Source organism: Sphingobium psychrophilum (genome assembly GCF_012927105.1).
Lineage (GTDB): Bacteria > Pseudomonadota > Alphaproteobacteria > Sphingomonadales > Sphingomonadaceae > Sphingobium > Sphingobium psychrophilum.
This window is the reverse complement of the sequence record NZ_JABBFV010000008.1, coordinates 22,184-44,527: the sequence shown is the minus strand read 5'-3', so window position 1 is coordinate 44,527 and position 22,344 is coordinate 22,184. Positions and strand designations below refer to the sequence as shown.

Genomic DNA, 22,344 nt, shown 5'->3' with positions numbered 1-22,344 from the left:
ACGCCGCCATCGCCGGGCAAGTCGCCCGGATCGAACGGGCGGCGGCGTTTCTGGCCAATGGCATGTCATTGGGCGTGTGTCCGCAAGCGGCTGGGCGACGGCGTGACGCCATGCCCGCCAAGCTGATCGGCAATGGCTTGCGCGAACTCGACCTGTTCCTGACCGACCTGATCGTGGAGGCGGGACGGGTGCACCGGCTGGGCGCGGCCGCGGGGCGCGATCCGGGCATTCATCCGGGCCGCCGCATCTACAGCGCGGCCGAAGCCTGGCGTCGCACCGGGCCGCAACTGGGGCTGGGGGAGGACGCGCAGGCGCGGTTGCGCCAAATGCGCGCGGCGCAGAACCGCCATTGTTTTGGACGCCTGCGCGGCGAAGGGGCCGAGGCCGCGATGCAGCGCGCCTGCGCCGACTATGCGCGGCTGGCGGGCGATGTGCTGGCGGCGATCAGGGCGCGTGGGGGGTAGGACCTTATATGCGGACCGGCGACATTTCCCGGTCCGTGCGGCGATCAGCCGGCGCACCAGTCGATAGGCTTGCGCGACCAGGCTTTGGCCTGGCCCTTGAGGATCATCAACTGACCGATCGACACGCCGTCGCGGAGCAGCAGCCGGGCGGACGGGTCGGTATCAGCGGTATCGGGCCGGGCCTCGAACGCGCCGCCGTTCAGCATGGCGGCCAGCACGGCGCGACCCTTTTGCGCGCGGTCGGCTTCGGCCGGGCAGCGGGCGTCGGTTGCGCTGGGAACGCTGATGTCGGCGATATGATAGCGGCGGCCGCGCCAGGCATAGGCGTTGGCGGACAGGACGCAGGCGTCGCCCGTAGCATCGTCGCACAGCGCGAACTGGTCGTTGATGGTCATGGGCGCGGCGGATGCCTTCATGGGGTCGCCGGGGGCGGGCAGGATCTTGGCGAGCAGCAACGCCACGGCCGCGGCGAGCCCCAGTGCGACCAGCAGCATGCCAAGCGGCACGACGCGCGTGCGCGTTTCCTGCTTGTCGTTCAGCCAGGCGCCGCTCTCGTCCGGGTGGCGATCGCCGACGTCGTACAGATTGCGTGCCATGATTCGTCCCAAATGGAGCAGCCGCTTTACCATCGCTTATGGAAAATTTCGGTTAACCAGTTGCAGCGTCGATTGGGGGCCGCGTGCGCCTTTGTCGGACTGGCCGGTTGACTGGCCAGTTGACGGAACCGCCGGGCCATGGTCAAGTCGCGGGCTGTAGCGACGGAGGCGGCGTGAGCGATACCTGGTTGTATGACGAGCATCCCGCGATGTTCCGGGCGCATCCTTTCCTGTTCCTGCTGCTGCTGGTTTCGGTGGTCGGCATCGTCGCGATCGCGATCTGGTGGGTGCTGCACAAGGGCGAGCGGCTGGCGCTGAGCGAGCGGGACGTGCTGCTGGAGCGCGGGTTGCTGGCCAAGCAGCGGACCGAGATTGCGCTGTCCTCCATCCGGTCGGTGCGCATCACCCAAAGCCTGGGCCAGCGCCTCTTCGGCGTCGGCCATGTCGAGTTGTTCAGCGCCGGGGACATGGCGGAAATCGCGATCAAGAACATGCCGCGGCCCGACCGTATCCGCGCGATCGCGGCCGCGCGCAACGTCGATCTGCTGCCGCAAAGATAGACTATTTCGTCCAGCCCCTTGACTTGAGCCGATTTATTTCAACGATAGGGTAATAAAAGAGGGGCCGCAGAGCCTCAATTCGCAAGAGGACGCCATGTCAGGAACGTCCGTTCACAAAGGGGTGAACGGCGGGATAAGGGGTCGTCTTCCATGGTTGGCTTGCGAGTGATGCCGTCTTTGCCGGATCTTACGGCCGAGCAGCGCGCCGAAATCCGCCACGCTTGCGGCTTCGCCTGCGTGCGGTGCGGCGTCACCATCTATCGCTATTTGGGGCTGCCGGACGGGCCTGGGGCGACGTTGCTGTGCCCGACCTGCCATGGGCTAGTGGAGGAGGGGCGCTTGACCGCGACCCAGGTGCAAAGCTTCCACGCCAATCCGGTCGTGCGCCAGCGGCATTTCGCGCGCGATCGACTGCCCTTTTCCGCGGAACTGCCGCAACTGATAGTGGGCGGATCGCGGTTGCTGCGCGACACGCCGATCCCGATCACGCTGGAGGGCGAACCGATCCTGATCTTCGCGCCGCCGCGCCGGACCAATGGCGCGACGCGGATCAGCGTGCGGCTGGGGTCGCCCGAGGGCGTGGCGACGCAGATCATCGACGGCAATGAATGGAAGCCGACCGATGGCAGCTGGCATTTCCTGCTGCGCGGCGACCGATACAGCATGATGGCGGCGCGGGGCGACGGGCTGGCGGTGCTGCGGATCGTGGCGCGCAATCGGATCGCGGTGGAACATCTGCGCACCACGATCAAAGGCCGCCGGCTGGAGGTGACGCCCGACTGGCTGGAGATTGACGGCAAGCGCCATGTCGACCGGATCGGCAGCGGGACGCTGATCGGGCTGGAGCTTTAGGGCGCAGCCTGCGCTTTCGGGCGCGGGCGGAAGTCCAGTGCGACCGGCCGCATGACGCCGTCGGCGCGGACCCGGACGCGGACCAGCCCTTGCAGGCGCGGGTCGGCCAGCTTGCGGGAAAGGGCGATCGCCTGGGCCTGCGAGGCGTAGAAGATGCCGCTCTCCAGGCCGCGGACTTCCTGTCGCGTGCCCAATGTCGCGCGCAGGATGATGGCGCAGCCCTTCGTCTCGCTGGGCAGGAATCGGTCCGCTATGTGCGTCAAAGGCCGCACCGATTGGATATGCGGGGTAGCGCCGATTACGCACAGCGCGTCCATCATGCGCGGATAGGATTGGTCAGGCTCCAGCGCCATCGGCCAAGCATAGCGATATTGCACATAATGGCCGCGCAGCAGGTCGCGTGGGTCATAGCCCTCGATCGGGATCAGCCAGTCCTGCCCCTGCTGCGCCTGCTGGTGGGTCACGGCCCAGCTGGCGGCCAGGGCGGCGAGCGGCAGCAGCAGCGCGGCGGCGAGGATAAGGTGGTGGCGGGTTGGCGTCATGGATCCTCTCCGCGCGTCGGGGCGTAGCGGCGAGAAAGGCGGATCGTGGCCCAGGCGACGGCCATGGCGAACAGGCCCGACAGGATCAGCCCCACGCCGCTGCCCAGCAAATCGTCATTCAGTTCGAAGCTGAGGATGATGATGCGCAGCGCGACCAGCGCGACGGCCGCCTGGAAGATGCGCCGCCAGCGGGCATGGATCGCGCCGGCGGCGACCGCGCCCCAGAGCGCGAGGAAGAACAGGCTGGCGATCCAGGCGCGGGCGGTGCCGTGCAGGTCGGGCAGCAGCGCCTGGCCCAGATGCAGCACGGCCGCGACCACCAGCAGCCCTGCGGTCGCCCGGCCCGACGCAGTGCGCCGCGCATAAGCGATCGCCGCACCGGCGCAGAGCAGGGCGAGGCTTTGGATCGCGGCGCTGCCGGGCAGGACCGCGCTGTCGCTGTCCCAGCCACGCAGCAGCAGGACGATGCTGATGCCCGCGAAGATCGTCGCGACGGCCATCTGTTCGATCAGCCGCCAGAAAGGGGGGCGATCGCTCCTGTTGCGGATCAGTGCGGCTGCGCCAGCGACCAGGATCGGTGGGCAGGCGATCAGCCCCCAATAGAGCGACGGATAGGGTGGATCGGTCCGCCAGAATAGCCACCCAAGACGCCCATGATCGTCGGCGTGCGCCCATAGCGTGCCGAGCAGCCCCGCCATCCACAGGCCCGCAACCGGCCAGCCGCGCCCGAACAATAGTAGCAGCGGCGAGAAGAGTAGCAGCCAGGCGAGCAGCGGCTGCCATAGCGGCGAACTGGTCTGGTAGACCTGCCCCAGATGGCCGAAAAAGGTGAGGCCCAGCATCGAAGCGACGAAGAGCAGCGCGTCGCTGACCATGGCGTTCATGCCGCCATTGGGCAATCGCCAGCCGATCCATGCGGCGAGTGCGGCCAGGATCGCGCCGTGGATCGCCAGCCGCGCCGTGCCGGGGATGGCATCCCAATTGGCGGCGACGATCGACACCAGCCCCAGCCCGATCGTCAATGCCCCCAGCCCGACGATCGCCCAGACGCCGATCGGCCGGCTATGCGCGGTTTCCCACGCGCCGATCGCGCTGGCGGTATCGGCATCGATCAGCCCCGCCGCCTGCCATGCCCTGAGTTTCCGTTCCGACATGGCGGGGAGAGTAGGGCCGCTGGCGCGGAGGGCAATGGGGTTGTTGGGGGCGGGGAGCGACAACGAGGCGGTTGCTTATGGGGCCAGTCTGTGAGCCGCCAGAAGCGGGCGCTCAGCAGACGGTTTGCATGACTGACAGGCGGGTGCCCCCTACCGGCACCCCAGCGACGGCTGGGGTCTCAGGCGACGATGCGATGCGGTTGGGTCAGTACCAAGCCGAGCCGCCGCGTGCCCCCGCACGAGACCCCAGCGTTGGCCTACGGCCGCCCTTCGGGTCGCTGGGGTGACGGGATTTTTACGTCGCCTTTCGCTTGAAGTCGCGCGAAGCGGAATGCCAGTAAACCAATCTCGATCGTCATACGCTCGACCAATTTGCGCCCCAAACTCACCTCTCACGGTATCACCAACTCCATCCCCGCCTTCACCCGATCAAGCGCCAGGAAGCTGTGGAAGCTGGCGACAAAGTCCGTGTCTGACAGCAGGCGGCGGGTGGTCGCGTCGTAATGGCGCATGTCGGGCGACACGATCAGCAGGATGAAACTGCAACCGCCCGTCACATAATAGCATTGTTGCACCGCCGGATCGGCGCGGAACAGGGCCTTGGCGCGGTCGACCGTGGCGGAGCGTTCGTCGGTCAGATGGACCTCCACGATCGCGGTGATGTCCAGGCTTACCGCGTCGGGATCGACGATCGCGGCGTTGCGGGCGATGATCCCGGCCTTTTCCATGGCGGCGATGCGGCGCTGGACCGCTGCGGTGGACAGGTTCACCGCTTGCGCAATGGCGCGCTGGGGCGTGCGATTGTCCCGCTGGATGATTCGCAGGATCGCGCGGTCGAACGGGTCGGGTGAGCGAGTATCGGGCATCAGCGAGTAATTGTTGCATTTGCAGGGTCAATCAAGAGCATTTTTCCCGCAGCCATGATGATAATATTCGGGACGGACTAATAGTAGGGCGGCAAAGACGGAAGATGATGACCAGGGGATCAGGCGGGATGCTGGCGGGCATTGCGTGCGGCGTGGGCGCGGGCGCGCTGTGGGGGCTGGTGTTCCTGGCACCCGAAGTGGTGCGCGGCTTCACCCCGTTGCAGCAGGCGGTCGGCCGCTATCTGGCCTATGGCGCGCTGTCGCTGATCCTGATCGCGCCGCGCTGGCGGATGTTGGCCGCGCGGATGACGCCGCGCATCCTGTGGGCGCTGGCCTGGCTCGCGCTGGCGGGCAACCTTTTCTACTATGTGCTGCTGGCGAGTGCGGTGCAGATGGGCGGCATCGCCATGACCTCGCTGGTGGTCGGCTTCCTGCCGGTGGCAGTGACGATCATCGGCAGCCGGGAGGCGGGCGCGGTGCCGCTGCGCCAGCTCGGGCCCTCTCTGCTGCTATGCGTCGCGGGCGCGCTGTGCATCGGCTGGCAGGCGGTGGTGATGCCCGGACCGGGGCCGGTCGCGACGCGGCTGGTGGGCTTTGCCTGCGCGGTCGGAGCGCTGGTGTCGTGGACCGCCTTTGCCATCGGCAATAATCACTGGCTGCGGCGGCAGGGCGATATGCCGGCGCAGGACTGGAACCTGCTGATCGGCCTGGCGACGGGATGCCAGGCGCTGCTGTTCCTGCCCGTCGTGCTGTGGCTGGGCCTGGGGCGGCATGACGCGGCTGCCTGGACGCAGTTTTTAACTGTCTCGGTCGCTGTCGCTTTGTTGGCCTCGATCGTCGGCAATGCGCTGTGGAACCGGGCGAGCCGGTTGTTGCCGCTGACCATGGTGGGGCAGATGATCCTGTTCGAAACAGCCTTTGCGTTGCTCTACGGCTTTGCGTGGGAAGGGCGCTGGCCGACCGGGCTGGAGAGCGCGGCGTTCCTGCTGGTGGTGCTGAGCGTCGTCAGTTGCATCGCGGCGCATCGGCGGCCATTGGCAAAGCTTGTCACAACCGCCTGATTGCGCGCTTTCCCCTTTGACGGATTCGCTATAGGGCGCTTTCCATGACCAATATGTTTCTTGTGATGGGCGGGGGTGCCGTGGGCGCCGCCTTGCGCTATCAGTTGGGGCGCTTTGCCGGGCAGATGGCGCCCGGTACGGCCTGGCCCTGGGGTACTTTTTCCGCCAATCTGATCGGCGGGTTCGCCATGGGGCTACTCGCGGGATGGCTGGCGCGTGGCGGCGGCGTGTCGGGCGAACCGATCCGCCTGTTGCTGGGCGTGGGCGTGCTGGGCGGCTTCACCACCTTTTCCGCGTTCAGCCTGGAAACCATGCTGATGATCCAGCGCGGCGATATCGTGCTGGCGAGCGGCTATGCGCTGGCGTCGGTGATCGGCGCGATCGTGGCGCTGGGTGTGGGCCTGGCCGTGATGCGGAGTGCCCTGGCATGAAGGGGCGTCCTCCCGCCAAGCCGGGCGCTGGCGCGACCGGTGGCAAAGGACCGCGCGACGGCAAGCCTGCGGGCCGATCCGCCAGCGGCAAGCCTTCCGACAAGCGCTTCGGCGACAAGAAGCCCGGTGACAAGAAGACCGGTGACCGCAAGTTCGACCGGAAATCCGCCGACGGCAAGCCCGGCGCGCTCGGTCGCGCCCGCGGCGGCGCAAAAGCGGCGACCGCACGCAAGGGGGAGGGCGGCAAGCCCCCGTTCAAGCCCCGCGCGAAATCCGCCGCCCCCGCCGCGGCCAAGGCTGCGCCAGCCGTGGCCAAGCCCGTCGCCGCCAAGAGCAGCGCCGGCAAGGGCGTCTCGCTCGACGTGCGCCAGTTCCGCGTGGCGGCCGACGATGACGGCATCCGTCTCGATCGCTGGTTCCAGCGGCATCTGCCCGATGTTGGCTTCAATATCGTGTCGCGCTGGTCGCGCACCGGCCAGTTGCGGGTCGATGGCGCGCGCGCCGCGCCGGGCGACCGCGTCGTCGAGGGGCAGACGATCCGCGTCCCCCCCGCCGAAGCCCGCCCGGATCTGCCTGAAAAGGTGAAGCGCGTGCGCGTCATCGATCTGACGCCCGACGAGATCGCCTATGCGCAGGAGATGGTGATCCATCGCGACGCCCAAGCGATCGTCATCAACAAGCCGCCGGGCCTGGCCACGCAGGGCGGCACCAAGACCGACGAGCATGTCGACAAGCTGCTCGACGCGCTGCTGTTCGATTCCGAGCAGCGGCCCAAGCTGGTCCACCGGCTGGACAAGGACACGTCGGGCGCGCTGCTGCTGGCGCGCACCAGCCGGTCCGCCGCGCATTTCGCCAAGGCCTTTTCCAGCCGCACCGCGCGCAAAGTCTATTGGGCGCTGGTGATCGGCGTGCCGTCGATCAATGACGGCATGATCGAACTGCCGCTCGCCAAGCAGCCAGGCACCGGCGGCGAAAAGATGCATGTGGACGAGGAAGAGGGGATGCCCGCCCGGACACGCTATCGCGTGATCGAACGCGCCGGCAACCGCGCCGCCTGGGTCGAGCTGCAACCCTATACCGGGCGCACGCATCAGTTGCGCGTTCATCTGGCGGCGATCGGCCATCCGATCGTGGGCGACGGCAAATATGGCGGCAAGGATAGCTTCCTGACCGGATCGATCAGCCGCAAGATGCATCTGCATGCGCGGCGCATCCGGGTGGATCATCCCGATGGCGGGCGGGTGGACGTGATGGCGGAATTGCCGACCCACTTCGCCAACAGCCTGGAGGATATGGGTTTCGACCTGGCCCTGGGCGACATGCCGCTGGACGACGAGATCGATCGCACCCCGACGCGCGAGGACGAGAAGAAGTTTGCGCGCCAGCACGCCAAGCAGGTGCGCAAGGATCGCAAGGGCGAGCGCCGGTCGCGGGGTGGCGGCCGGGGCGAATGACGCCGGGGGCGCCCTATCGCTGGACGGACGAGGCGGCGATGCGCGACTTCGTGGGGCAGGCGGGCTTTGGCCTGCTCTTCGTCGCTGCGCCAGACCGAGTGCATGTGGTGCATCTGCCTGTCGTCTGGCTGGACGATCGGCGGATCGGCCTGCACATCCATCGCGCCAATCCGATCGTGCGGCATCTGGACGGCAGCGATGCGCTGATCGTCGTCACGGGACCACATGGCTATGTCAGCCCGGACTGGTATGGCCTGCCCGACAAGGTGCCGACCTGGAATTATCAGTCGGTCGAACTGCGCGGGACTATCGCGCGGCTGGACCGGGACGCGACCATCGCGCAGATCGATGCGCTGAGCCATGAACAGGAGCGGCGGCTGGCCCCCAAGCCGGTCTGGACTCGCGACAAGATGGGGGCGGGCCAGTTCGACCGGCTGCTGACGGGCCTTGTCGGATTCGAAATGCGCGTGGACTCTCAGCACGGCACCGCCAAACTGGGGCAGGATAAGCCGGCGGCGGCGCGGATCGGCGTGGCCGATGCGCTGGACGCCGGTGGCAATGCTGCGCTGGCCGCACTGATGCGGGCGACCCTCGACGGACCGGGGGCGGCATGAGCAATCGCCTGGTCGTCTTCGATTGCGACGGCACGCTGGTCGATAGCCAGCACAGCATCTGCACCGCCATGACCCGTGCCTTCGAGGATGTTAAGCTGACGCCGCCCGATCGGCTCGCGATCCTGTCGGCGGTCGGCCTGTCGCTGCCTGTCGCGATGGCGCGGCTGCTGCCGGATGCGGAGGCGGACTTCCACGATCATCTGGCGGGTCGCTACAAGCTGGCGTTCCAGGCGATGCGCCGCGAACAGGGGGTACAGGAACCGCTCTATCCCGGCATGGCAGATCTGGTGGCGGATCTGGACGCGGCGGGATGGCTGTTGGGCGTGGCGACCGGCAAGTCGGACCGCGGCCTTAACCTCTGCCTCACCCATCATGGCATAATCGATCGGTTCGTGACGCTGCAAACCGCCGATCGCCATCCGTCCAAGCCGCACCCCTCGATGCTGCTGACCGCAATGGCGGACGCAGGGGCGTCGCCCGCAACCACGGTGATGATCGGCGACACTAGTTTCGACATCGCGATGGGGCTGGCCGCAGGCGTGCGCAGCATCGGCGTGGCGTGGGGCTATCATCTGCCGGGTGAACTGATCGCCGCGGGCGCCCATGTGGTGGCGATGGACAGCGCGGAATTACGCGGCCATATCGGCGCGCCATGACCGATCTTCCTCCAGCGACCCCGCCCCCACCACCGCCTTCTCCGGCCAACGCCGATTCTGTCGCGCGCCAGCGCCATTTCGCCATCGGCCTGTTCCGCCTGTCGGGCGCGTTCATCGTCATGTTCGGCTTCGTCGCGATCATGCAGCGCTTTTCTTGGGTGCAGGGCAACAGTGCCAAGGCGTTCGGCGCGATCATGGTCGTCACCGGCCTGTTTCAGTTCATCGTCGTGCCGCGCCTGCTGCTGGCGCTGTTCCGGCAGAAGCCACCGCAATGAAGCGTTTCTACAAGGATGTAACCGTCGTGGCGGACGATGGCGGTTTCGCAATCCGGCTGGATGGCCGCGCGGTCCGCACCCCGGCCCGCGCGCTTCTGGCGCTGCCCACGCCCGCGCTGGCCGATGCGGTCGCGCAGGAATGGCGGGCGCAGGGGGAGACGGTCGATCCCGCGTCCATGCCGATGACCGGCCTAGCCAACGCAGCGATCGACCATGTCGCGCCCAAGCCTGCGGTCTTTGCCGACGGGATCGCGCATTATGCGCAAACCGACCTGCTCTGCTATCGCGCCGAAGCGCCCGCGCCGCTGGTCGCGCGGCAGGCGGCGGCGTGGGAGCCGCTGCTCGACTGGGCGCGCGCGCGCTATGATGTGACATTTGCGGTGACGCAGGGGATCATCCCGGTGCCGCAGCCGCCCGAAACGCTCGCCCGGCTGGGCGCGGCGGTTGTGGCTTGCGATCCCTTCATGCTGGTTGGCCTGTCGACCCTGGTGTCGCTCAGCGGATCACTCATCTGCGGCCTGGCCATCGTGGAGGGCGGACATAACATCGACCGGGTGTGGCAGGCGGCGGAAATCGATGAGGCCTGGCAAGTCGAACTATGGGGCGAAGATACGCTGGCCGCCGCAGCCAGCGCACGCCGTACCGCCGATTTTTCCATGGCCGGCGCCTTCTGCGCGATGAGCCGTCGCTGAATTTGGCGGAACCGGGACGCAGTTTCGTTCATTCTGCCGCTATCACCGGTCCTGTATGACCGGCCGCTCATCCAACGCCCCGACCAAGGAGATTATAGCTTGGCCCCGACGTTCAAGAAACCTGTCCTGACCGCGTTGCTGGCGCTTTCCGCTGCTTTGGCATCTCCGGCGCTGGCGCAGCAGGCACCCGACGCCGCTCCGCCCGAAGCACCGCCGGAAGAGGCTGCGCCTGCCGTTGCCGAGGCACCCGTGGCACGCGATCTGACTCCGGCCGAAATCGCCGCCTTCAACAAGGCCGTGAGCGACTTCACCGCCGGGCAATCGGCCCAGCAAAAGGGCGACAATGCCACCGCCGTTGCCAAATATGACGCTGCGATCCCGGCGATCCGTACCGCGGTGGAGGCTGACCCGGCGAAGGGCGACAATGTCAATTTCCTTGCCAACGCGCTCTATGCCGATGCCGCCGCCTATGGCGCGCTGGGTCAGATGGACAAGGTGATCGCGCTGTACGGCGAATCGCTGCCGTACTGGCGCAAGGTGGTGGAGGCCAAGCCCGCCGACGCCGCGAGCCGCAACATCCTGGCCGGTATCCTGGTCCAGATGGGTAACCAGCAATTGCGCGATCATGACCGGGGCGCGGCGGACAGCTATTTTGAGGAAGCGCTGACCCTGGCCCGCCAGACCGTGACGGACCAGCCAAGCGACGCGGTGAGCAGAAATGTGCTGCTGTCCGCCTTGGTCGGTGCGAGCCAGACCTCAACCGAAGAAGGGCTGCGCGACGAAGCCATCAGCATGGGCAAGGCGATGATAGCCGACGGATCGATCGACGCGATGAACAAGCCATCGATCGAGACGATGACCGGGCCTGCATCGACGGTGGGGTGACAGTCGCACGGCTGGATTGTGGGAAAGGGCCGGGGCCATGCTCCGGCTTTTTTCGTGGTCGATTGGTCAGGGCAGGGTGTCGGACTTTTTCAAACGTCATGCCAGCCTTCGCCAGGATGATGGTGGCTCGGCCGCGACCGCGCCGTCAGCCATTCCCGATCTTGTCAGCGTAGAGCATCCGCCCCGGTCCCAACATGCCCAGTACGTGCGGCACGATATGCGGGGCGACGGCGAAGCAGCCTTCGGAACGGCCGCATTTGCCCCAGGCGGCAACATGGTCCTCGCTCACATAATCCGCGCCATGGATGACGATGGCGCGCGGTTCGGCATTGTTGTTCTGCGGGTCGAGGCCCAGCAGGCGCATCGACCGGCCATGCTGGCCGAAATACATGTCGCCCGTCTTGAACGCGCCGGACGAACTGGCGAGCGAGTTAAATTCGTTCGAGAAGCTGCGCAGCCAGCCGGAATGTTCGGGGTCCGATCCCCGACCGTGCGACACCAGATAGCTGCTGGTCTGCCCGCCGATCAGGTCGACGATATGCATCCGCGGATTTTTCGACGGGGCGTCGAAATCGACGATCGCCAGACGGTCGCGCAAAGCGAAGGCGTCAGCATGATGGTCGAGCGCTGCCCTGGCGCGTTCCAGCAGGGCGGCATAGGGCTTCTGCGCCACTGCACGCGGCGTTGCAGGTACGGTGGGGGGTGGTGGAACCGGAGCCGGACTCAGCGGTTCAGGCCCTGACGAGTACAGCGCGGCGCGACCCATGCTGTCCGACAGAAACGAAAAGGCGAGTCCGCTTAAAGCGAACTTCGTAAAATTGCGGCGATCCATATGTCGCTATATAGCAAAGCCGACGCCCCGGTCCAAGACCGGGGCGCGGCGCTTTACTCGCCCGTCTTGCTCGCTTCGTCCGCGGGCTGGCTCTGTTCGCCGCCTTCGGGCAGGCGCGACGTCATGCCGGTCGCTTCCGCATCATCCTGAATCTGCTGCAATTCCGACACCGAAGGCGGCGGTGCGGCCGGAGTCGCGACGGCATTGTTTTGCGGTTCGGGCAGGGGTGCCTCTGGCTCCTCCACGATCACATTTTCGACCGGCGGTTCGACCAGGTTATTGGTGACGCTGGCGTCGTCCTCTTCCTTCTTGCCGCAGGCGGAGAGGAGAAGGGCGCCGGCGAGGGCGGCTAAAGCAAGTTTGCGCATGGATCAGTCCTTCGATGCGATAGCAGGAGAGGGGGCAGCGGTGGGATCGGCGCGGCGGCTGGACGCTTCGATTTTCTGCGCGAGCAGCTTGTCCCAGCCATAGGGGTCGGTGCGGAAGCTGACAGTGCCGTTATTGCCGGCGAACGCGGTCCAGTAGAGCAGATAGACCGCAACCTGACTGGGCAGCGACACGCGCTGGGTCTTGCCTTCGTCGATCAGCGTCTGGATCTGGCCGTTCAAATTGGGGTCGGCCGCGACCATCAGTTCGGCCAGCGCCACCGGCTTTTCCAGGCGGATGCAGCCATGGCTGGCCAGCCGGTCATAGCTGGAGAATTTGCCCCGCGAGGGGGTGTCGTGCAGATAGACGGCGAAGGGATTGTTGAAGTCGAACTTCAGGCGGCCCAGCGCGCTGTTCGGCCCGGCGGGCTGGACGATGCGCTCGCCGCCTTCGGGCGTCTTTACGATCTTGTAACCCTGCCGCGCCAGCGCCGCCCGTCCCTTGGGGAACAACTCCCGCTTGGCGATCGACATCGGCACGTTCCACGGCGGATTGACGACGATCGAATGGATGCTGGAGGTCAGCATCGGCGTCTGGTTGGTCGGGCTGCCGGTGACGGCGCGCATCGAACTGACCGGCTGGTCGCCTTCGAACACGGTCAGCACGGCGGCGGCGATGTTCACCTGCACGCGGTTGACCGGCAGGCTGCGCGGCATCCAGCGCCAGCGTTCCATATTCGCCATGATCGCGGCGATGCGGTCATCGACGCCAACATTGAGCGCTTCCAGCGTGCGCGCGCCAAGATTGCCTGTGGGTTCCAGGCCATAGCGGCGCTGGGCGCGCTGAATCACGTCGACCAGTTTCTCGTTCGGCGTGACGGCGGGGTCTTCCAGCGCGATGCGCGCGCGCACTACATCGGGCGCTGTGGAGGCGGTCAGCGTCGGCCAGCCGCCCTTGTCGCGGATCGCCTCATATCGGGCGAGCCCCTTGCGCAGCGTGTCATAGCCCGACCATGGCGGGGTCAGGCCGGTGGACCATTGGGCCAGCCGATCCTCGCCCACCGCCTTGGCAAGGCCAGGGCGCGGATCGAAGGCGGCCGGGCGCAGCGCCCAGATTTGCAGGAAGTCTGCGGTATCGACCCGGCCGGTGCTGAGCGCCTTGGCCCGGTCAAGCAGGGCGCTGACCAGCGCATCGCCGCGTAGCGGGCCGCTCGCCTTCTGCCGGGCCATCAGGCCCTGCGCCGCGCCATTCTTCAGCCAGTCATTGGCCCATGCCTCCTGCGCCGGGGACAGCGCCGGGATCAGCACCGGGGGCGGTGGAACCGGGATGGGCTGGACAGTCGGGGCGGAGAGCGTGGGCGCGATGGCGGGGGGTGGCGTTTGCGCAACGGCGGGGAAAGCGGCAGCGCCAAGCAGCGCCAGCAGCGGGATACGGATCAGATCGGGACGGTTCATGCTGGACCAGATAGCGCAAAGCCGTCACGGTTCAAATCGCGATAGCGGAAAAGATCATGCTGCACGTTGTTCACCATCCTGCCTATGTCTCCCCTGCAACAGATGGCGGTCGCTTTCGTTTCGACAAATATGGCCTGGTGATGGACGCGCTGCGCGAAAGTGGCGTCGATTTCCAGACGGTTGAGCCTGTGCCCATGCCGCGCGCCTGGATCGAGGCGGTGCATGACCCCGCTTATGTTGCGGAGGTGATGACCCTGACGGTGCCGCCCGAAAAGGCGCGGCGGATCGGCTTTCCGGTGACGGAGCGAGTGATGCGCCGGTCGGTGCTCTCGCCTGGCGGCACTTGGGCGGCGGCGAAGCTGGCGATGGTGCATGGTTATGCCGCCAATGCCGCGGGGGGCAGTCATCATGCGCTGCACGATACCGGGGCCGGTTATTGCGTGTTCAACGATCTGGCCATCGCCGCCAACCGGTTGATTGCGGAGGGGGATGCGGCGCGCATCCTGATCCTCGACCTCGACGTGCATCAGGGGGATGGCACCGCGTCGCTGATGGCGGGGCGCGGCGACATCTTCACTCTGTCGATCCACGCCGAAAAGAATTTCCCGGTCAGGAAGGCGCGATCGACGCTCGATATCGGTCTGGACGATGGAACGGACGACGCCGCTTATCTGGCGGTGCTGGCTGATGTGCTGCCGCGCGTGCTGGACGATTTCGTACCGGACCTGATTCTCTATCAGGCGGGCGTCGATCCGCATACAGAGGACCGGTTGGGCCGGCTGGCGCTGACCGACGCGGGACTGGATGCGCGTGACCGCTATGTCATGCAGCAGGCGCGGGCACGGGGCGTGCCGATCGCCAGCACCATGGGCGGCGGCTATGGCGAAGATCGCATGGCGATCGCCCGTCGCCACGCCGCCTGCATGATCCGGCTGGCGGCGGAAGCGGCTTAGTGGAAGGTGCCGGGGTCGGCCGCGACCGCCGCGGCCTCGGCTTTCGTCTCCATCAGTTTCGCAGCGATCAGTCCGGCAAGCGCCAGCGCCACGAAGTCGCTGAAGGCGAGGTAGAGGATGTAGCCCCAGGGCGCATGATTGAACACGGCTTGGCCGATATGCAGCCATAACACGGCCGCCAGCGCGAACAGGATGGTCGCGCGCGCGCGGTCCGCAAAACCGGTCGTCACGAACCGCAGCGCCAGCGCAATCACCACGCCCACGATCAGCGCCAGGATCAGCCCGCCGATCAGCGCGCCACTGTCCATCACCGGGAAGCCGCTTTCGTTGTAAAAGATCTGCGCCACCGGCCCCTTGCCATAGAGAATGGTGCCTTGCGCGGTTGCGGGGTCGGGGATGACATAGACGCCGGTTCCGGTGGACGTCAGCGCCTGTGCCATTGCGGCCTGCAAATTGGCGCTGGCCTGTTCGTCGGTGCGGCTGAGCGCCAACGCGGACAAAGGCGTGCCCCAGAAGATGAAGCCGGTGATGAACATGGCAAGGCCGCCCAAAAGGCCGCCGATCAGAGCGCGAACCATAATGCCTCCCCCTTTTCCTGATATGAAGCTGACGCATCAACGCAGGGCGAGCAACATCTTTCCCGTTAGTCTTTCGGCCGCGCGGCCTTTTCGGCGATGCCTGACAGCCCTTCGCGGCGATCGAGTTCGTCCAGCACCGCGTCGAGCGGTATGTCGAGATCGGCCAGCAGCATAAGCAAGTGAAAGAACAAGTCGGCGCTTTCGCCGATCACCTCGCCGCGATCGCCCGCCATGGCGGCGATCACCGTCTCGACCGCTTCCTCGCCGACTTTCTGGGCGATCTTGGCGCGGCCTTTGCCACTGAGTTTGGCCACATAGGAGACCGACGGGTCGGCGCTACGCCGCCGACGGATGGTCTGTTCGAGGGTGTGAAGGGTCGCGCGCATGGCCTGCATGAAGCGGTCCGCGCGCGACCCGTCAATCGATTATTTGCGCTTGCGGCTCGCAAGGAACATGCGGCCGGCCAGGACTGCGGCGCCCATGCCGAACAGCGCCATCTGTTCCGGCTCCGGCACCGGCGTCGGCGTGCCGCCGCCCGACGAGCTGGTGGTGCCGCCCGTGCTGCTGGTCGTGGTGCCGCCACTGGACGATCCGCCGCACTTGCCGAACCAGCACCAGAAGCTGGCGTTGGCGGGCGCCGGTACGGCAGCGCCCATGAGGCCGGCAGCGCCGGCCATGAGAAGTATTTTAGGAAGTTTCATATTTCTGCACCCCGTTTGCGTTGAACCTGTGATGGTTGAACGCGACCCGCATATGGTTAAGCAGGGTTCATGCCATGGGGCGAAAATCTCAGCATTTTTGGGAATATCATGGTTAACGCCGAGGGCTGATACAGGCTTAATGTAAAGTGGATCGACGCTTCAGGCCGACCGAACCGCCACACCCGCAGCCGCAAGCGCGCGATGGGCTTCACCGATCGTGTGCTGGCCGAAATGGAAGATGGAGGCGGCCAGGACTGCGCTGGCATGGCCCCGCACCACGCCTTCGACCAAATGGTCGAGCGTGCCGACGCCGCCGCTGGCGATGACGGGAATCGATACCGCGTCGGCGATGGCGCGGGTCAGCGCCAGGTCATAGCCCTGCTTTGTGCCGTCGCCGTCCATCGATGTGACGAGCAGTTCGCCCGCGCCCAGCTCGGCCAGGCGCAGCGCATGTTCCAACGCGTCGATGCCGGTGGGCTGGCGGCCGCCATGGGTGAAGATTTCCCAGCGGCCTTCGCCTGTTTTGCGGGCATCGACCGATCCGACGATGCACTGGCTGCCGAAACGGTCGGCAATGTCGGCCACCAGTTCAGGCCGGGCCACCGCCGCGCTGTTGACCGCGACCTTGTCCGCGCCCGCAAGCAGCAGCGCGCGCGCATCGTCCGGCGTGCGCACCCCGCCGCCCACGGTGACGGGCATGAAGCAGACTTCGGCGGTGCGGCGCACGACGTCGAGGATGGTGCCGCGCGCTTCATGGGTGGCGGTGATGTCGAGGAAGCAGAGTTCGTCCGCCCCGGCCGCATCATAAAGTTTCGCTTGTTCGACCGGATCGCCGGCATCCTTCAGATCGACGAAATTGACGCCCTTGACCACGCGCCCATTGGCGACGTCCAGGCAGGGAATGACGCGGGTGCGGACGGTCATGAGACTGGTTTCCAATATCCGTTCGTTTCGAGCGAAGTCGAGAAACGCAGACGCAGCGCCAGCCGCTTCTCGACTTCGCTGGAAGCGAACGGATGGGGTTTCATGTTACTCAAGCCGCCGCCTTGGCGACCGCCAGGGCGGACTTGAGGTCCAGCCGCCCGTCATAGAGTGCGCGGCCGGTGATTACGCCCTCTATCCCTTCGTCGGCATGCAGGCTCAAGATACGGATGTCCGCGATGCCCGCCACGCCGCCGCTGGCGATCACGGGAATCGCGGTGGCGCGGGCGAGTTCGACGGTCGCGTCGATATTGCAGCCCTTCAGCATCCCATCGCGCCCGACATCGGTGAAGAGCAGGCTGGCGACGCCCGCATCCTCGAACCGGCGGGCCAGGTCGATCACCGGCATGTCGGACTTTTCCGCCCAGCCATCGGTCGCGACGAAGCCGTCGCGCGCATCTACGGCGACGACGATGCCGCCAGGAAAGTCGCGCGCCGCGGCCTTGACGAAAGCGGGGTCTTTCAGAGCCGCGGTGCCGATGACGATGCGCGAGACGCCGAGGTCGAACCAGCGCTCCACCGACTCGCGGTTGCGGATGCCGCCGCCCAACTGGACATGGCCGGGAAAGGCCTCGACGATCTTCTCGACCGCATCGGCATTGACCGCATGGCCCGCAAAGCTGCCGTCGAGGTCCACGACATGCAGATGCTGCGCGCCTGCGCCTGCGAACAACAGCGCCTGCGCGGCGGGATCGTCGCCATAAACGGTGGCGCGGTCCATGTCGCCTTCGGCCAGGCGCACGACCTGCCCGTTCTTCAGGTCGATGGCAGGAAAGACGATCAGGGACATGCAATCACCTTTGCGCGTGGGTCAGGGACGCCATGCGAGGAAACGGGACAGGAAGGAAAGGCCGTAACGCTGGCTCTTTTCCGGGTGGAACTGGCAACCGATGATGGTGTCGCGCGCGACCGCGGCCACGAGAGGTCCGCCATGGTCGGTCGTCGCGGCGATATGGGCCGGGTCGGTGGCTTCGTAATGATAGCTGTGCAGGAAATAGGCCTCGCCTGATTCCAGCAGGGGCGGTGCGCCATTCAGCACGACATCGTTCCAGCCCATATGCGGCACTTTCACGGCGGCGTCGGCTGGCTCGATCCGGCGGACGGTGCCGGGAATCCAGCCCAGCCCCGCATGTCGGCCGAACTCTTCGCCCGCATCAGCCAGCAACTGCATGCCCACGCACACGCCCAGGAAAGGCGCACCGCGCCCGTTCACGGCCTCTGTCATGGCGTCCACCATGCCGGGAATCGCCACCAGCGCGTCGCGGCAGGCCCGAAACGCGCCCACGCCCGGCAGCACGATGCGATCGGCCCTGGCCACGACATCGGCGTCGGCGGTGATGGTGACATCGTCCGCGCCTGCCTTGCGCAGCGCATTATGGACCGAATGGAGATTGCCCGCGCCATAGTCGATCAGGGCGATCATGCGAGCAGGCTATCCAGATCGACGCCCGCCGCCGCGCGCACCGGATGGAATTCGATGACTTCGGCCCTGGCGGCGCCGTTGACGACGAATGGATCGGTCGCGGCCTTCGCCTCGATCGCCGCCCGATCGCCCCGCGCCAGCAATATCCCGCCAGTGCGCGGCTCGCGGCGGCCGGCCAGCAGCAGCCAGCCATCGGCTATGCCCTGATCCAGCCAAGCCCGATGATCCGCCAGATGGCCGTCCAGCACATCGACCGGCGCCGTATAGGTCAGCGATATGATGAACATGGGTCCGGCCTTTCGTGACGCTGTTAAAGCATGCCCTTGGTCGAAGGGATCGCGTCCGCCTTGCGCGGGTCGATCTCCACCGCCTGGCGCAACGCGCGGGCCAGGCCCTTGAACGCGCTTTCGACGATATGATGATTGTTGCTGCCATAGAGCAGCTCGATATGCAGCGTGATGCCGGCGGCCTGGGCAAAGCTGTGGAAGAAATGCTCCACCATCTCCGTATCCCATTCGCCGACCTTGGTGACGGTGAAGGGCAGCTTGCACACTAGCCAGGGGCGACCCGAAATGTCGAGCGCGACGCGGCTCAGCGTCTCGTCCATCGGCGAATAGACGCTGCCGTACCGGCTGATGCCCCGCTTGTCGCCCAGCGCCTTGCCCAGCGCTTCGCCGATCGCGATCGCCGTGTCCTCGGTCGTGTGATGCTGGTCGATATGCAGGTCGCCGACCGTCTTGACGGTCATGTCGATCAGCGAATGGCGCGACAGCTGCTCGATCATATGGTCGAGGAAGCCGATGCCTGTCGATACCGTATAGAGGCCAGTCCCGTCGAGGTTGACGGTGACGTCGATTTGGGTTTCCGCCGTGTGGCGATGAATCTCGGCCGTGCGCATGGCCGCCCTATAGCGTGTAGCGCCAGCCTTGCAATCTGCTCATGCAATCTGCCGATGCAGGGTTGACCGCATGTTTCGGGCCGTTAGGACATTGCGCCATGAGTGAAGATCTGCCCGACAGCCTGATTCCCTATGACGAAATCGTGCAGGAGGCCCTGCGCGCGGTCGTCGGCCGCGTGCTGGGCGAGGTGCAGCAGTCCGGCGGCCTGCCGGGCGCGCATCATTTCTACATCACTTTCAAGACGAACGCGCCGGGCGTCGACATCCCCAAACATCTGGTCGAGCGCTTTCCGGACGAGATGACGATCGTGCTCCAGAATAAATATTGGGACTTGAAGGTCAGCGACCATCATTTCGAAGTCAGCCTGACCTTCAACCAGGTCGCGGCCCATCTCAACATCCCCTTCAGCGCGATCACCGCCTTCGTCGATCCCGCGGTCAATTTCGCGCTCCAGTTCCAGGTCGCGGCGGACGAACTGCCCGAACTGCACGAGGAAGCCGAAAATGACGGGCCTCAGGTGACGGCCGAGGATGGCTCCAACGTCGTCACGGTGGACTTCGGGAAGAAGAAATAAGGCGGCCCGTCGGCGGGGCATGCTGCGTCGTCGGCCATTGGAATTTTGCAGCCCTGCCTTACATGACAGTCTCTTGAGATTCCTTCTCAAAAGGAGACTGTCTGCATGCCCGCCACCCGCACCGAGACTGACAGCATTGGCGCTATAGAAGTTCCGGCCGACGCTTATTGGGGCGCGCAGACGCAGCGGAGCATCGAGAATTTTCCCTTCGGAGAACCTGAACGGATGCCGATCGGCATCGTCCATGCGCAGGCGATCGTGAAGCAGGCGGCGGCGCGGGTGAACGGCAAGCATGGGCTGGACGCCAGCCTCGTCGCCGGAATCGAAGATGCGGCGCAGCAGATCGTGTCAGGCGCGCTGGACGACCAGTTCCCGCTCGTCATCTGGCAGACCGGGTCGGGCACCCAGACCAACATGAATGTCAACGAGGTGATCGCCGGTTTTGCCAATGAGAAGCTGGCGGGGACGCGCGGCGGCAAGAACCCGGTCCATCCCAACGATCATGTGAATATGAGCCAGTCGTCCAACGACAGCTTCCCAACCGCGCTGCATGTCGCGACCGTGATCGCGACGCGCGACCGGCTGATCCCCGCGATCGAGAAGCTGACCGGCGCGCTGACCGCCAAGGCGCAGGCCTGGCGCCATATCGTCAAGATCGGCCGCACCCATACGCAGGATGCGACGCCGCTGACGCTGGGGCAGGAATTTTCCGGCTATGCCGCGCAATTGATCAGCGGACGGGCACGGATCGAAGGGGCGCTTAATGGCAATATCCGCAAGCTGGCGATCGGTGGCACGGCGGTCGGCACCGGCCTCAATGCGCCCGAAGGCTGGGCGGAGGACATGGTCGCGGCGATCAGCGACATTGCCGGCACGTCGTTCGAAAGCGCGCCCAATAAGTTTGAACAACTCGCCGCCAAGGATGGGCTGGTTTTCTTCGCGGGCGCTCTCAGCACGCTGGCGGTGTCGCTGACCAAGATCGCCAACGATATCCGCTTTCTGGGGTCGGGGCCGCGATCGGGGCTGGGCGAACTGGACCTGCCCGCCAACGAACCGGGCAGTTCGATCATGCCGGGCAAGGTCAACCCGACCCAGTGCGAATCGCTGACGATGGTGGCCGCGCAGGTCATCGGCAACGCGCAGGCGGTAACGATCGGGGGCATGCAGGGGCATTTCGAACTCAATGTCTTCATGCCGCTGATCGGTGCCAATGTGTTGCGCACCATCCATTTGTTGAGCGTTGGCATGGAGAGTTTTGCTGAGCGCTGCGTCGAGGGTCTGGTAGCGAACGAGACGCGGATCGCCGAGCTGGTCGATCGCTCGCTGATGCTGGTGACCGCGCTGGCACCGGAGATCGGCTATGATAGCGCTGCCGCCATCGCCAAACACGCCCACAAGACGGGGCAGACGCTGAAAGAGGCGGGGCTGGAATTGGGGCTGGTGGACGAGGCGACGTTCGACCGCCTGGTGCGGCCGGAAAATATGGTCTGATCCAGATCAACATGGCGGAACCGGCGGGCGTTCGATACATTAACCCTCTATGAAGAAAAAAGCCCTCACCCCCTCCGCCCCGCTGGTGACGATCCGTCCGCCGAAAAAGGCGGGCCTGCTGCGAAAAGCGGCGCGGGTCGGGGCCACGGTGGTCGCCGCGCGAGTGGCGGCGGGAACGGGCAAGAAGGGCGTGTTCGGCCTGATCGCGGGCGCGGGTGCCAAGCGGATCATCATGCGCTATCCCGCGGGCGCGCTGTTCGTGACCGGTGCCTATATGGTGGGCAAGCTGTATGAGGCCAAGCGCGAGGCCGAGCGCAAGAAGAACCTCAAACTGCTGCCCGACAAGAGCGGCGAGCCGATTCCGATCGAAAGCGCGCGCAAAGTCGGCCAAGCCTAAGGCCCCGCCTGCCAGTCGCGCACCGCGTCGATCGGCCAGGTGAGCATCAGGACGTTGAGCGTCAGATTGTCGCGAATGACCGACAACGCCAGCAATTCCATCGTAATGGCGAGCGCGACCGTCACCCGTACCGGCGCGCGGGCGGCGAACAGGAAGCCCAGCGTCATCATGCCGATATCGCTCATCGAATTGAGAATCGTGTCGCCCGAATAGCCGAGCGCGATCGTTGCGGTGCGATAGCGGTCGATGATGATTGGCGAATTTTCCAATAGCTCCCACGCCGATTCGATCAGCACGGAGAGGGCCAGCCGCGGTCCCAGCGGGCGATGGCGCAGTATCACGCGCGCGCCTGCATAAAAGAGGAAGCCGTGGATGATATGGCTGAGGCTGTACCAGTCGGCGATATGCTGGCTGTTGCCGCTGTCGAGCGCGGCGTGCCACAGTTCGATCCGACCGCAGGTGCAGATGGGCGGGCGGTGCATCAGGAACAGGATGATGCAGGCGGCCAGTGCGATCAGGGCGGCGGCAATGAAGCCGCGCCGGTTGGTCCTTTGTCTATGTCGCATCGTCTCTCCCCACCGCCCCCTTGCAAA

At 66.0% G+C, this 22,344-nt stretch carries 31 protein-coding genes; 15 read left to right on the top strand and 16 right to left on the bottom strand.

Features of this window, described 5'->3' with window-relative positions; genetic code table 11:
• Positions 1-110: 110 nt before the first annotated feature.
• Positions 111-464 (top strand): hypothetical protein, encoded by a 354-nt coding sequence (locus HHL08_RS12600; protein WP_235955046.1) that lies wholly within the window; start codon positions 111-113, stop codon positions 462-464.
• A 44-nt stretch (positions 465-508) separates the two neighbouring features.
• Here the strand turns inward: HHL08_RS12600 and HHL08_RS12595 are convergent, their stop codons facing one another.
• On the bottom strand, positions 509-1,060 hold the full coding sequence (locus HHL08_RS12595; RefSeq protein ID WP_169573528.1) for a nuclease: 552 nt from the start codon (positions 1,058-1,060) through the stop codon (positions 509-511).
• A gap of 173 nt (positions 1,061-1,233) precedes the next feature.
• On the opposite strand from HHL08_RS12595, the gene HHL08_RS12590 reads away from it, so the two are divergent.
• Together HHL08_RS12590 and HHL08_RS12585 are read left to right on the top strand one after the other, a co-directional pair.
• Complete coding sequence (locus HHL08_RS12590; protein WP_169573527.1) at positions 1,234-1,620, top strand: PH domain-containing protein; 387 nt, start codon at positions 1,234-1,236, stop codon at positions 1,618-1,620.
• 168 nt (positions 1,621-1,788) lie between these two features.
• Positions 1,789-2,472 (top strand): hypothetical protein, encoded by a 684-nt coding sequence (locus HHL08_RS12585; protein WP_206377872.1) that lies wholly within the window; start codon positions 1,789-1,791, stop codon positions 2,470-2,472.
• On the opposite strand, the gene HHL08_RS12580 is transcribed toward HHL08_RS12585, so the two are convergent.
• From HHL08_RS12580 to HHL08_RS12570, 3 genes are all read right to left on the bottom strand, one after another.
• Positions 2,469-3,014, bottom strand: a complete 546-nt coding sequence (locus HHL08_RS12580; protein WP_169573525.1) for a GDYXXLXY domain-containing protein — start codon at positions 3,012-3,014, stop codon at positions 2,469-2,471. The two genes, HHL08_RS12585 and HHL08_RS12580, sit on opposite strands and share 4 nt — an antisense overlap.
• Positions 3,011-4,168: a DUF2157 domain-containing protein gene (locus HHL08_RS12575; RefSeq protein ID WP_169573524.1), complete on the bottom strand. Its 1,158-nt coding sequence runs from the start codon at positions 4,166-4,168 to the stop codon at positions 3,011-3,013. The genes HHL08_RS12580 and HHL08_RS12575 overlap by 4 nt, the downstream gene beginning before the upstream one ends.
• 392 nt (positions 4,169-4,560) lie before the next feature.
• Positions 4,561-5,034, bottom strand: a complete 474-nt coding sequence (locus HHL08_RS12570; RefSeq protein WP_169573523.1) for an Lrp/AsnC family transcriptional regulator — start codon at positions 5,032-5,034, stop codon at positions 4,561-4,563.
• Positions 5,035-5,138: 104 nt separating this feature from the next.
• On the opposite strand from HHL08_RS12570, the gene HHL08_RS12565 reads away from it, so the two are divergent.
• From HHL08_RS12565 to HHL08_RS12530, 8 genes are all read left to right on the top strand, one after another.
• A complete protein-coding gene (locus HHL08_RS12565) occupies positions 5,139-6,095 on the top strand; it encodes a DMT family transporter (protein WP_169573522.1) in 957 nt (318 codons plus the stop codon).
• Between the two features lie 44 nt (positions 6,096-6,139).
• The gene (gene crcB / locus HHL08_RS12560) at positions 6,140-6,526 is read left to right on the top strand and encodes a fluoride efflux transporter CrcB (RefSeq protein WP_169573521.1); all 387 of its coding nucleotides are present in this window, start codon (positions 6,140-6,142) and stop codon (positions 6,524-6,526) included.
• On the top strand, positions 6,523-7,980 hold the full coding sequence (locus HHL08_RS12555; protein ID WP_169573520.1) for an RluA family pseudouridine synthase: 1,458 nt from the start codon (positions 6,523-6,525) through the stop codon (positions 7,978-7,980). The genes crcB and HHL08_RS12555 overlap by 4 nt, the downstream gene beginning before the upstream one ends.
• On the top strand, positions 7,977-8,594 hold the full coding sequence (locus HHL08_RS12550; protein ID WP_169573519.1) for an FMN-binding negative transcriptional regulator: 618 nt from the start codon (positions 7,977-7,979) through the stop codon (positions 8,592-8,594). Before HHL08_RS12555 ends, HHL08_RS12550 begins: the two co-directional genes overlap by 4 nt.
• A complete protein-coding gene (locus HHL08_RS12545; protein WP_169573518.1) occupies positions 8,591-9,250 on the top strand; it encodes an HAD-IA family hydrolase in 660 nt (219 codons plus the stop codon). The genes HHL08_RS12550 and HHL08_RS12545 overlap by 4 nt, the downstream gene beginning before the upstream one ends.
• Complete coding sequence (locus HHL08_RS12540) at positions 9,247-9,525, top strand: hypothetical protein (protein WP_169573517.1); 279 nt, start codon at positions 9,247-9,249, stop codon at positions 9,523-9,525. The genes HHL08_RS12545 and HHL08_RS12540 overlap by 4 nt, the downstream gene beginning before the upstream one ends.
• The gene (locus HHL08_RS12535; protein ID WP_169573516.1) at positions 9,522-10,217 is read left to right on the top strand and encodes an ATP12 family chaperone protein; all 696 of its coding nucleotides are present in this window, start codon (positions 9,522-9,524) and stop codon (positions 10,215-10,217) included. Before HHL08_RS12540 ends, HHL08_RS12535 begins: the two co-directional genes overlap by 4 nt.
• Before the next feature lie 99 nt (positions 10,218-10,316).
• Positions 10,317-11,102, top strand: a complete 786-nt coding sequence (locus HHL08_RS12530) for a hypothetical protein (protein WP_169573515.1) — start codon at positions 10,317-10,319, stop codon at positions 11,100-11,102.
• Positions 11,103-11,247: 145 nt separating this feature from the next.
• On the opposite strand, the gene HHL08_RS12525 is transcribed toward HHL08_RS12530, so the two are convergent.
• From HHL08_RS12525 to HHL08_RS12515, 3 genes are read right to left on the bottom strand one after another with little or no spacing between them, the layout of a single operon-like run.
• The gene (locus HHL08_RS12525; protein ID WP_169573514.1) at positions 11,248-11,934 is read right to left on the bottom strand and encodes a murein L,D-transpeptidase catalytic domain family protein; all 687 of its coding nucleotides are present in this window, start codon (positions 11,932-11,934) and stop codon (positions 11,248-11,250) included.
• 53 nt (positions 11,935-11,987) lie between these two features.
• The gene (locus HHL08_RS12520; protein WP_169573513.1) at positions 11,988-12,302 is read right to left on the bottom strand and encodes a hypothetical protein; all 315 of its coding nucleotides are present in this window, start codon (positions 12,300-12,302) and stop codon (positions 11,988-11,990) included.
• A gap of 3 nt (positions 12,303-12,305) precedes the next feature.
• Positions 12,306-13,754 carry a L,D-transpeptidase family protein gene (locus HHL08_RS12515; RefSeq protein WP_169573512.1) on the bottom strand — a complete coding sequence of 483 codons (1,449 nt, stop codon included), beginning with the start codon at positions 13,752-13,754 and terminating at the stop codon, positions 12,306-12,308.
• A gap of 56 nt (positions 13,755-13,810) precedes the next feature.
• Here HHL08_RS12515 and HHL08_RS12510 point away from each other — a divergent pair, with 56 nt between their 5' ends.
• Complete coding sequence (locus tag HHL08_RS12510; protein WP_169573511.1) at positions 13,811-14,707, top strand: histone deacetylase family protein; 897 nt, start codon at positions 13,811-13,813, stop codon at positions 14,705-14,707.
• On the opposite strand, the gene HHL08_RS12505 is transcribed toward HHL08_RS12510, so the two are convergent.
• From HHL08_RS12505 to hisB, 8 genes are all read right to left on the bottom strand, one after another.
• Positions 14,704-15,285 (bottom strand): hypothetical protein, encoded by a 582-nt coding sequence (locus HHL08_RS12505; protein ID WP_206377863.1) that lies wholly within the window; start codon positions 15,283-15,285, stop codon positions 14,704-14,706. The two genes, HHL08_RS12510 and HHL08_RS12505, sit on opposite strands and share 4 nt — an antisense overlap.
• 65 nt (positions 15,286-15,350) lie before the next feature.
• Complete coding sequence (locus HHL08_RS12500; protein WP_169573510.1) at positions 15,351-15,671, bottom strand: phosphoribosyl-ATP diphosphatase; 321 nt, start codon at positions 15,669-15,671, stop codon at positions 15,351-15,353.
• A gap of 39 nt (positions 15,672-15,710) precedes the next feature.
• A complete protein-coding gene (locus HHL08_RS12495; protein ID WP_169573509.1) occupies positions 15,711-15,986 on the bottom strand; it encodes a PEP-CTERM sorting domain-containing protein in 276 nt (91 codons plus the stop codon).
• Positions 15,987-16,145: 159 nt separating this feature from the next.
• Entirely contained in the window at positions 16,146-16,910 is a 765-nt protein-coding gene (gene hisF, locus HHL08_RS12490) for an imidazole glycerol phosphate synthase subunit HisF (protein ID WP_169573508.1), read from the bottom strand.
• Positions 16,911-17,019: 109 nt separating this feature from the next.
• Complete coding sequence (hisA, locus tag HHL08_RS12485) at positions 17,020-17,757, bottom strand: 1-(5-phosphoribosyl)-5-[(5-phosphoribosylamino)methylideneamino]imidazole-4-carboxamide isomerase (protein WP_169573507.1); 738 nt, start codon at positions 17,755-17,757, stop codon at positions 17,020-17,022.
• Between the two features lie 21 nt (positions 17,758-17,778).
• Positions 17,779-18,390, bottom strand: coding sequence for an imidazole glycerol phosphate synthase subunit HisH (gene hisH, locus HHL08_RS12480; protein WP_169573506.1), 612 nt, complete (start codon positions 18,388-18,390; stop codon positions 17,779-17,781).
• Entirely contained in the window at positions 18,387-18,677 is a 291-nt protein-coding gene (locus tag HHL08_RS12475) for a YciI family protein (RefSeq protein WP_169573505.1), read from the bottom strand. The genes hisH and HHL08_RS12475 overlap by 4 nt, the downstream gene beginning before the upstream one ends.
• A 23-nt stretch (positions 18,678-18,700) precedes the next feature.
• Positions 18,701-19,288: an imidazoleglycerol-phosphate dehydratase HisB gene (gene hisB, locus HHL08_RS12470; protein ID WP_169573504.1), complete on the bottom strand. Its 588-nt coding sequence runs from the start codon at positions 19,286-19,288 to the stop codon at positions 18,701-18,703.
• Between the two features lie 98 nt (positions 19,289-19,386).
• On the opposite strand from hisB, the gene HHL08_RS12465 reads away from it, so the two are divergent.
• The 3 genes from HHL08_RS12465 (at position 19,387) to HHL08_RS12455 (ending at position 21,751) form a co-directional block, all read left to right on the top strand.
• The gene (locus HHL08_RS12465) at positions 19,387-19,863 is read left to right on the top strand and encodes an SspB family protein (protein WP_169573503.1); all 477 of its coding nucleotides are present in this window, start codon (positions 19,387-19,389) and stop codon (positions 19,861-19,863) included.
• 105 nt (positions 19,864-19,968) lie between these two features.
• Entirely contained in the window at positions 19,969-21,354 is a 1,386-nt protein-coding gene (fumC, locus tag HHL08_RS12460) for a class II fumarate hydratase (RefSeq protein ID WP_169573502.1), read from the top strand.
• Between the two features lie 49 nt (positions 21,355-21,403).
• On the top strand, positions 21,404-21,751 hold the full coding sequence (locus HHL08_RS12455; RefSeq protein ID WP_169573501.1) for a hypothetical protein: 348 nt from the start codon (positions 21,404-21,406) through the stop codon (positions 21,749-21,751).
• Here the strand turns inward: HHL08_RS12455 and HHL08_RS12450 are convergent.
• Complete coding sequence (locus HHL08_RS12450; RefSeq protein WP_169573500.1) at positions 21,748-22,317, bottom strand: DUF2585 domain-containing protein; 570 nt, start codon at positions 22,315-22,317, stop codon at positions 21,748-21,750. The two genes, HHL08_RS12455 and HHL08_RS12450, sit on opposite strands and share 4 nt — an antisense overlap.
• Between the last annotated feature and the right edge of the window lie 27 nt (positions 22,318-22,344).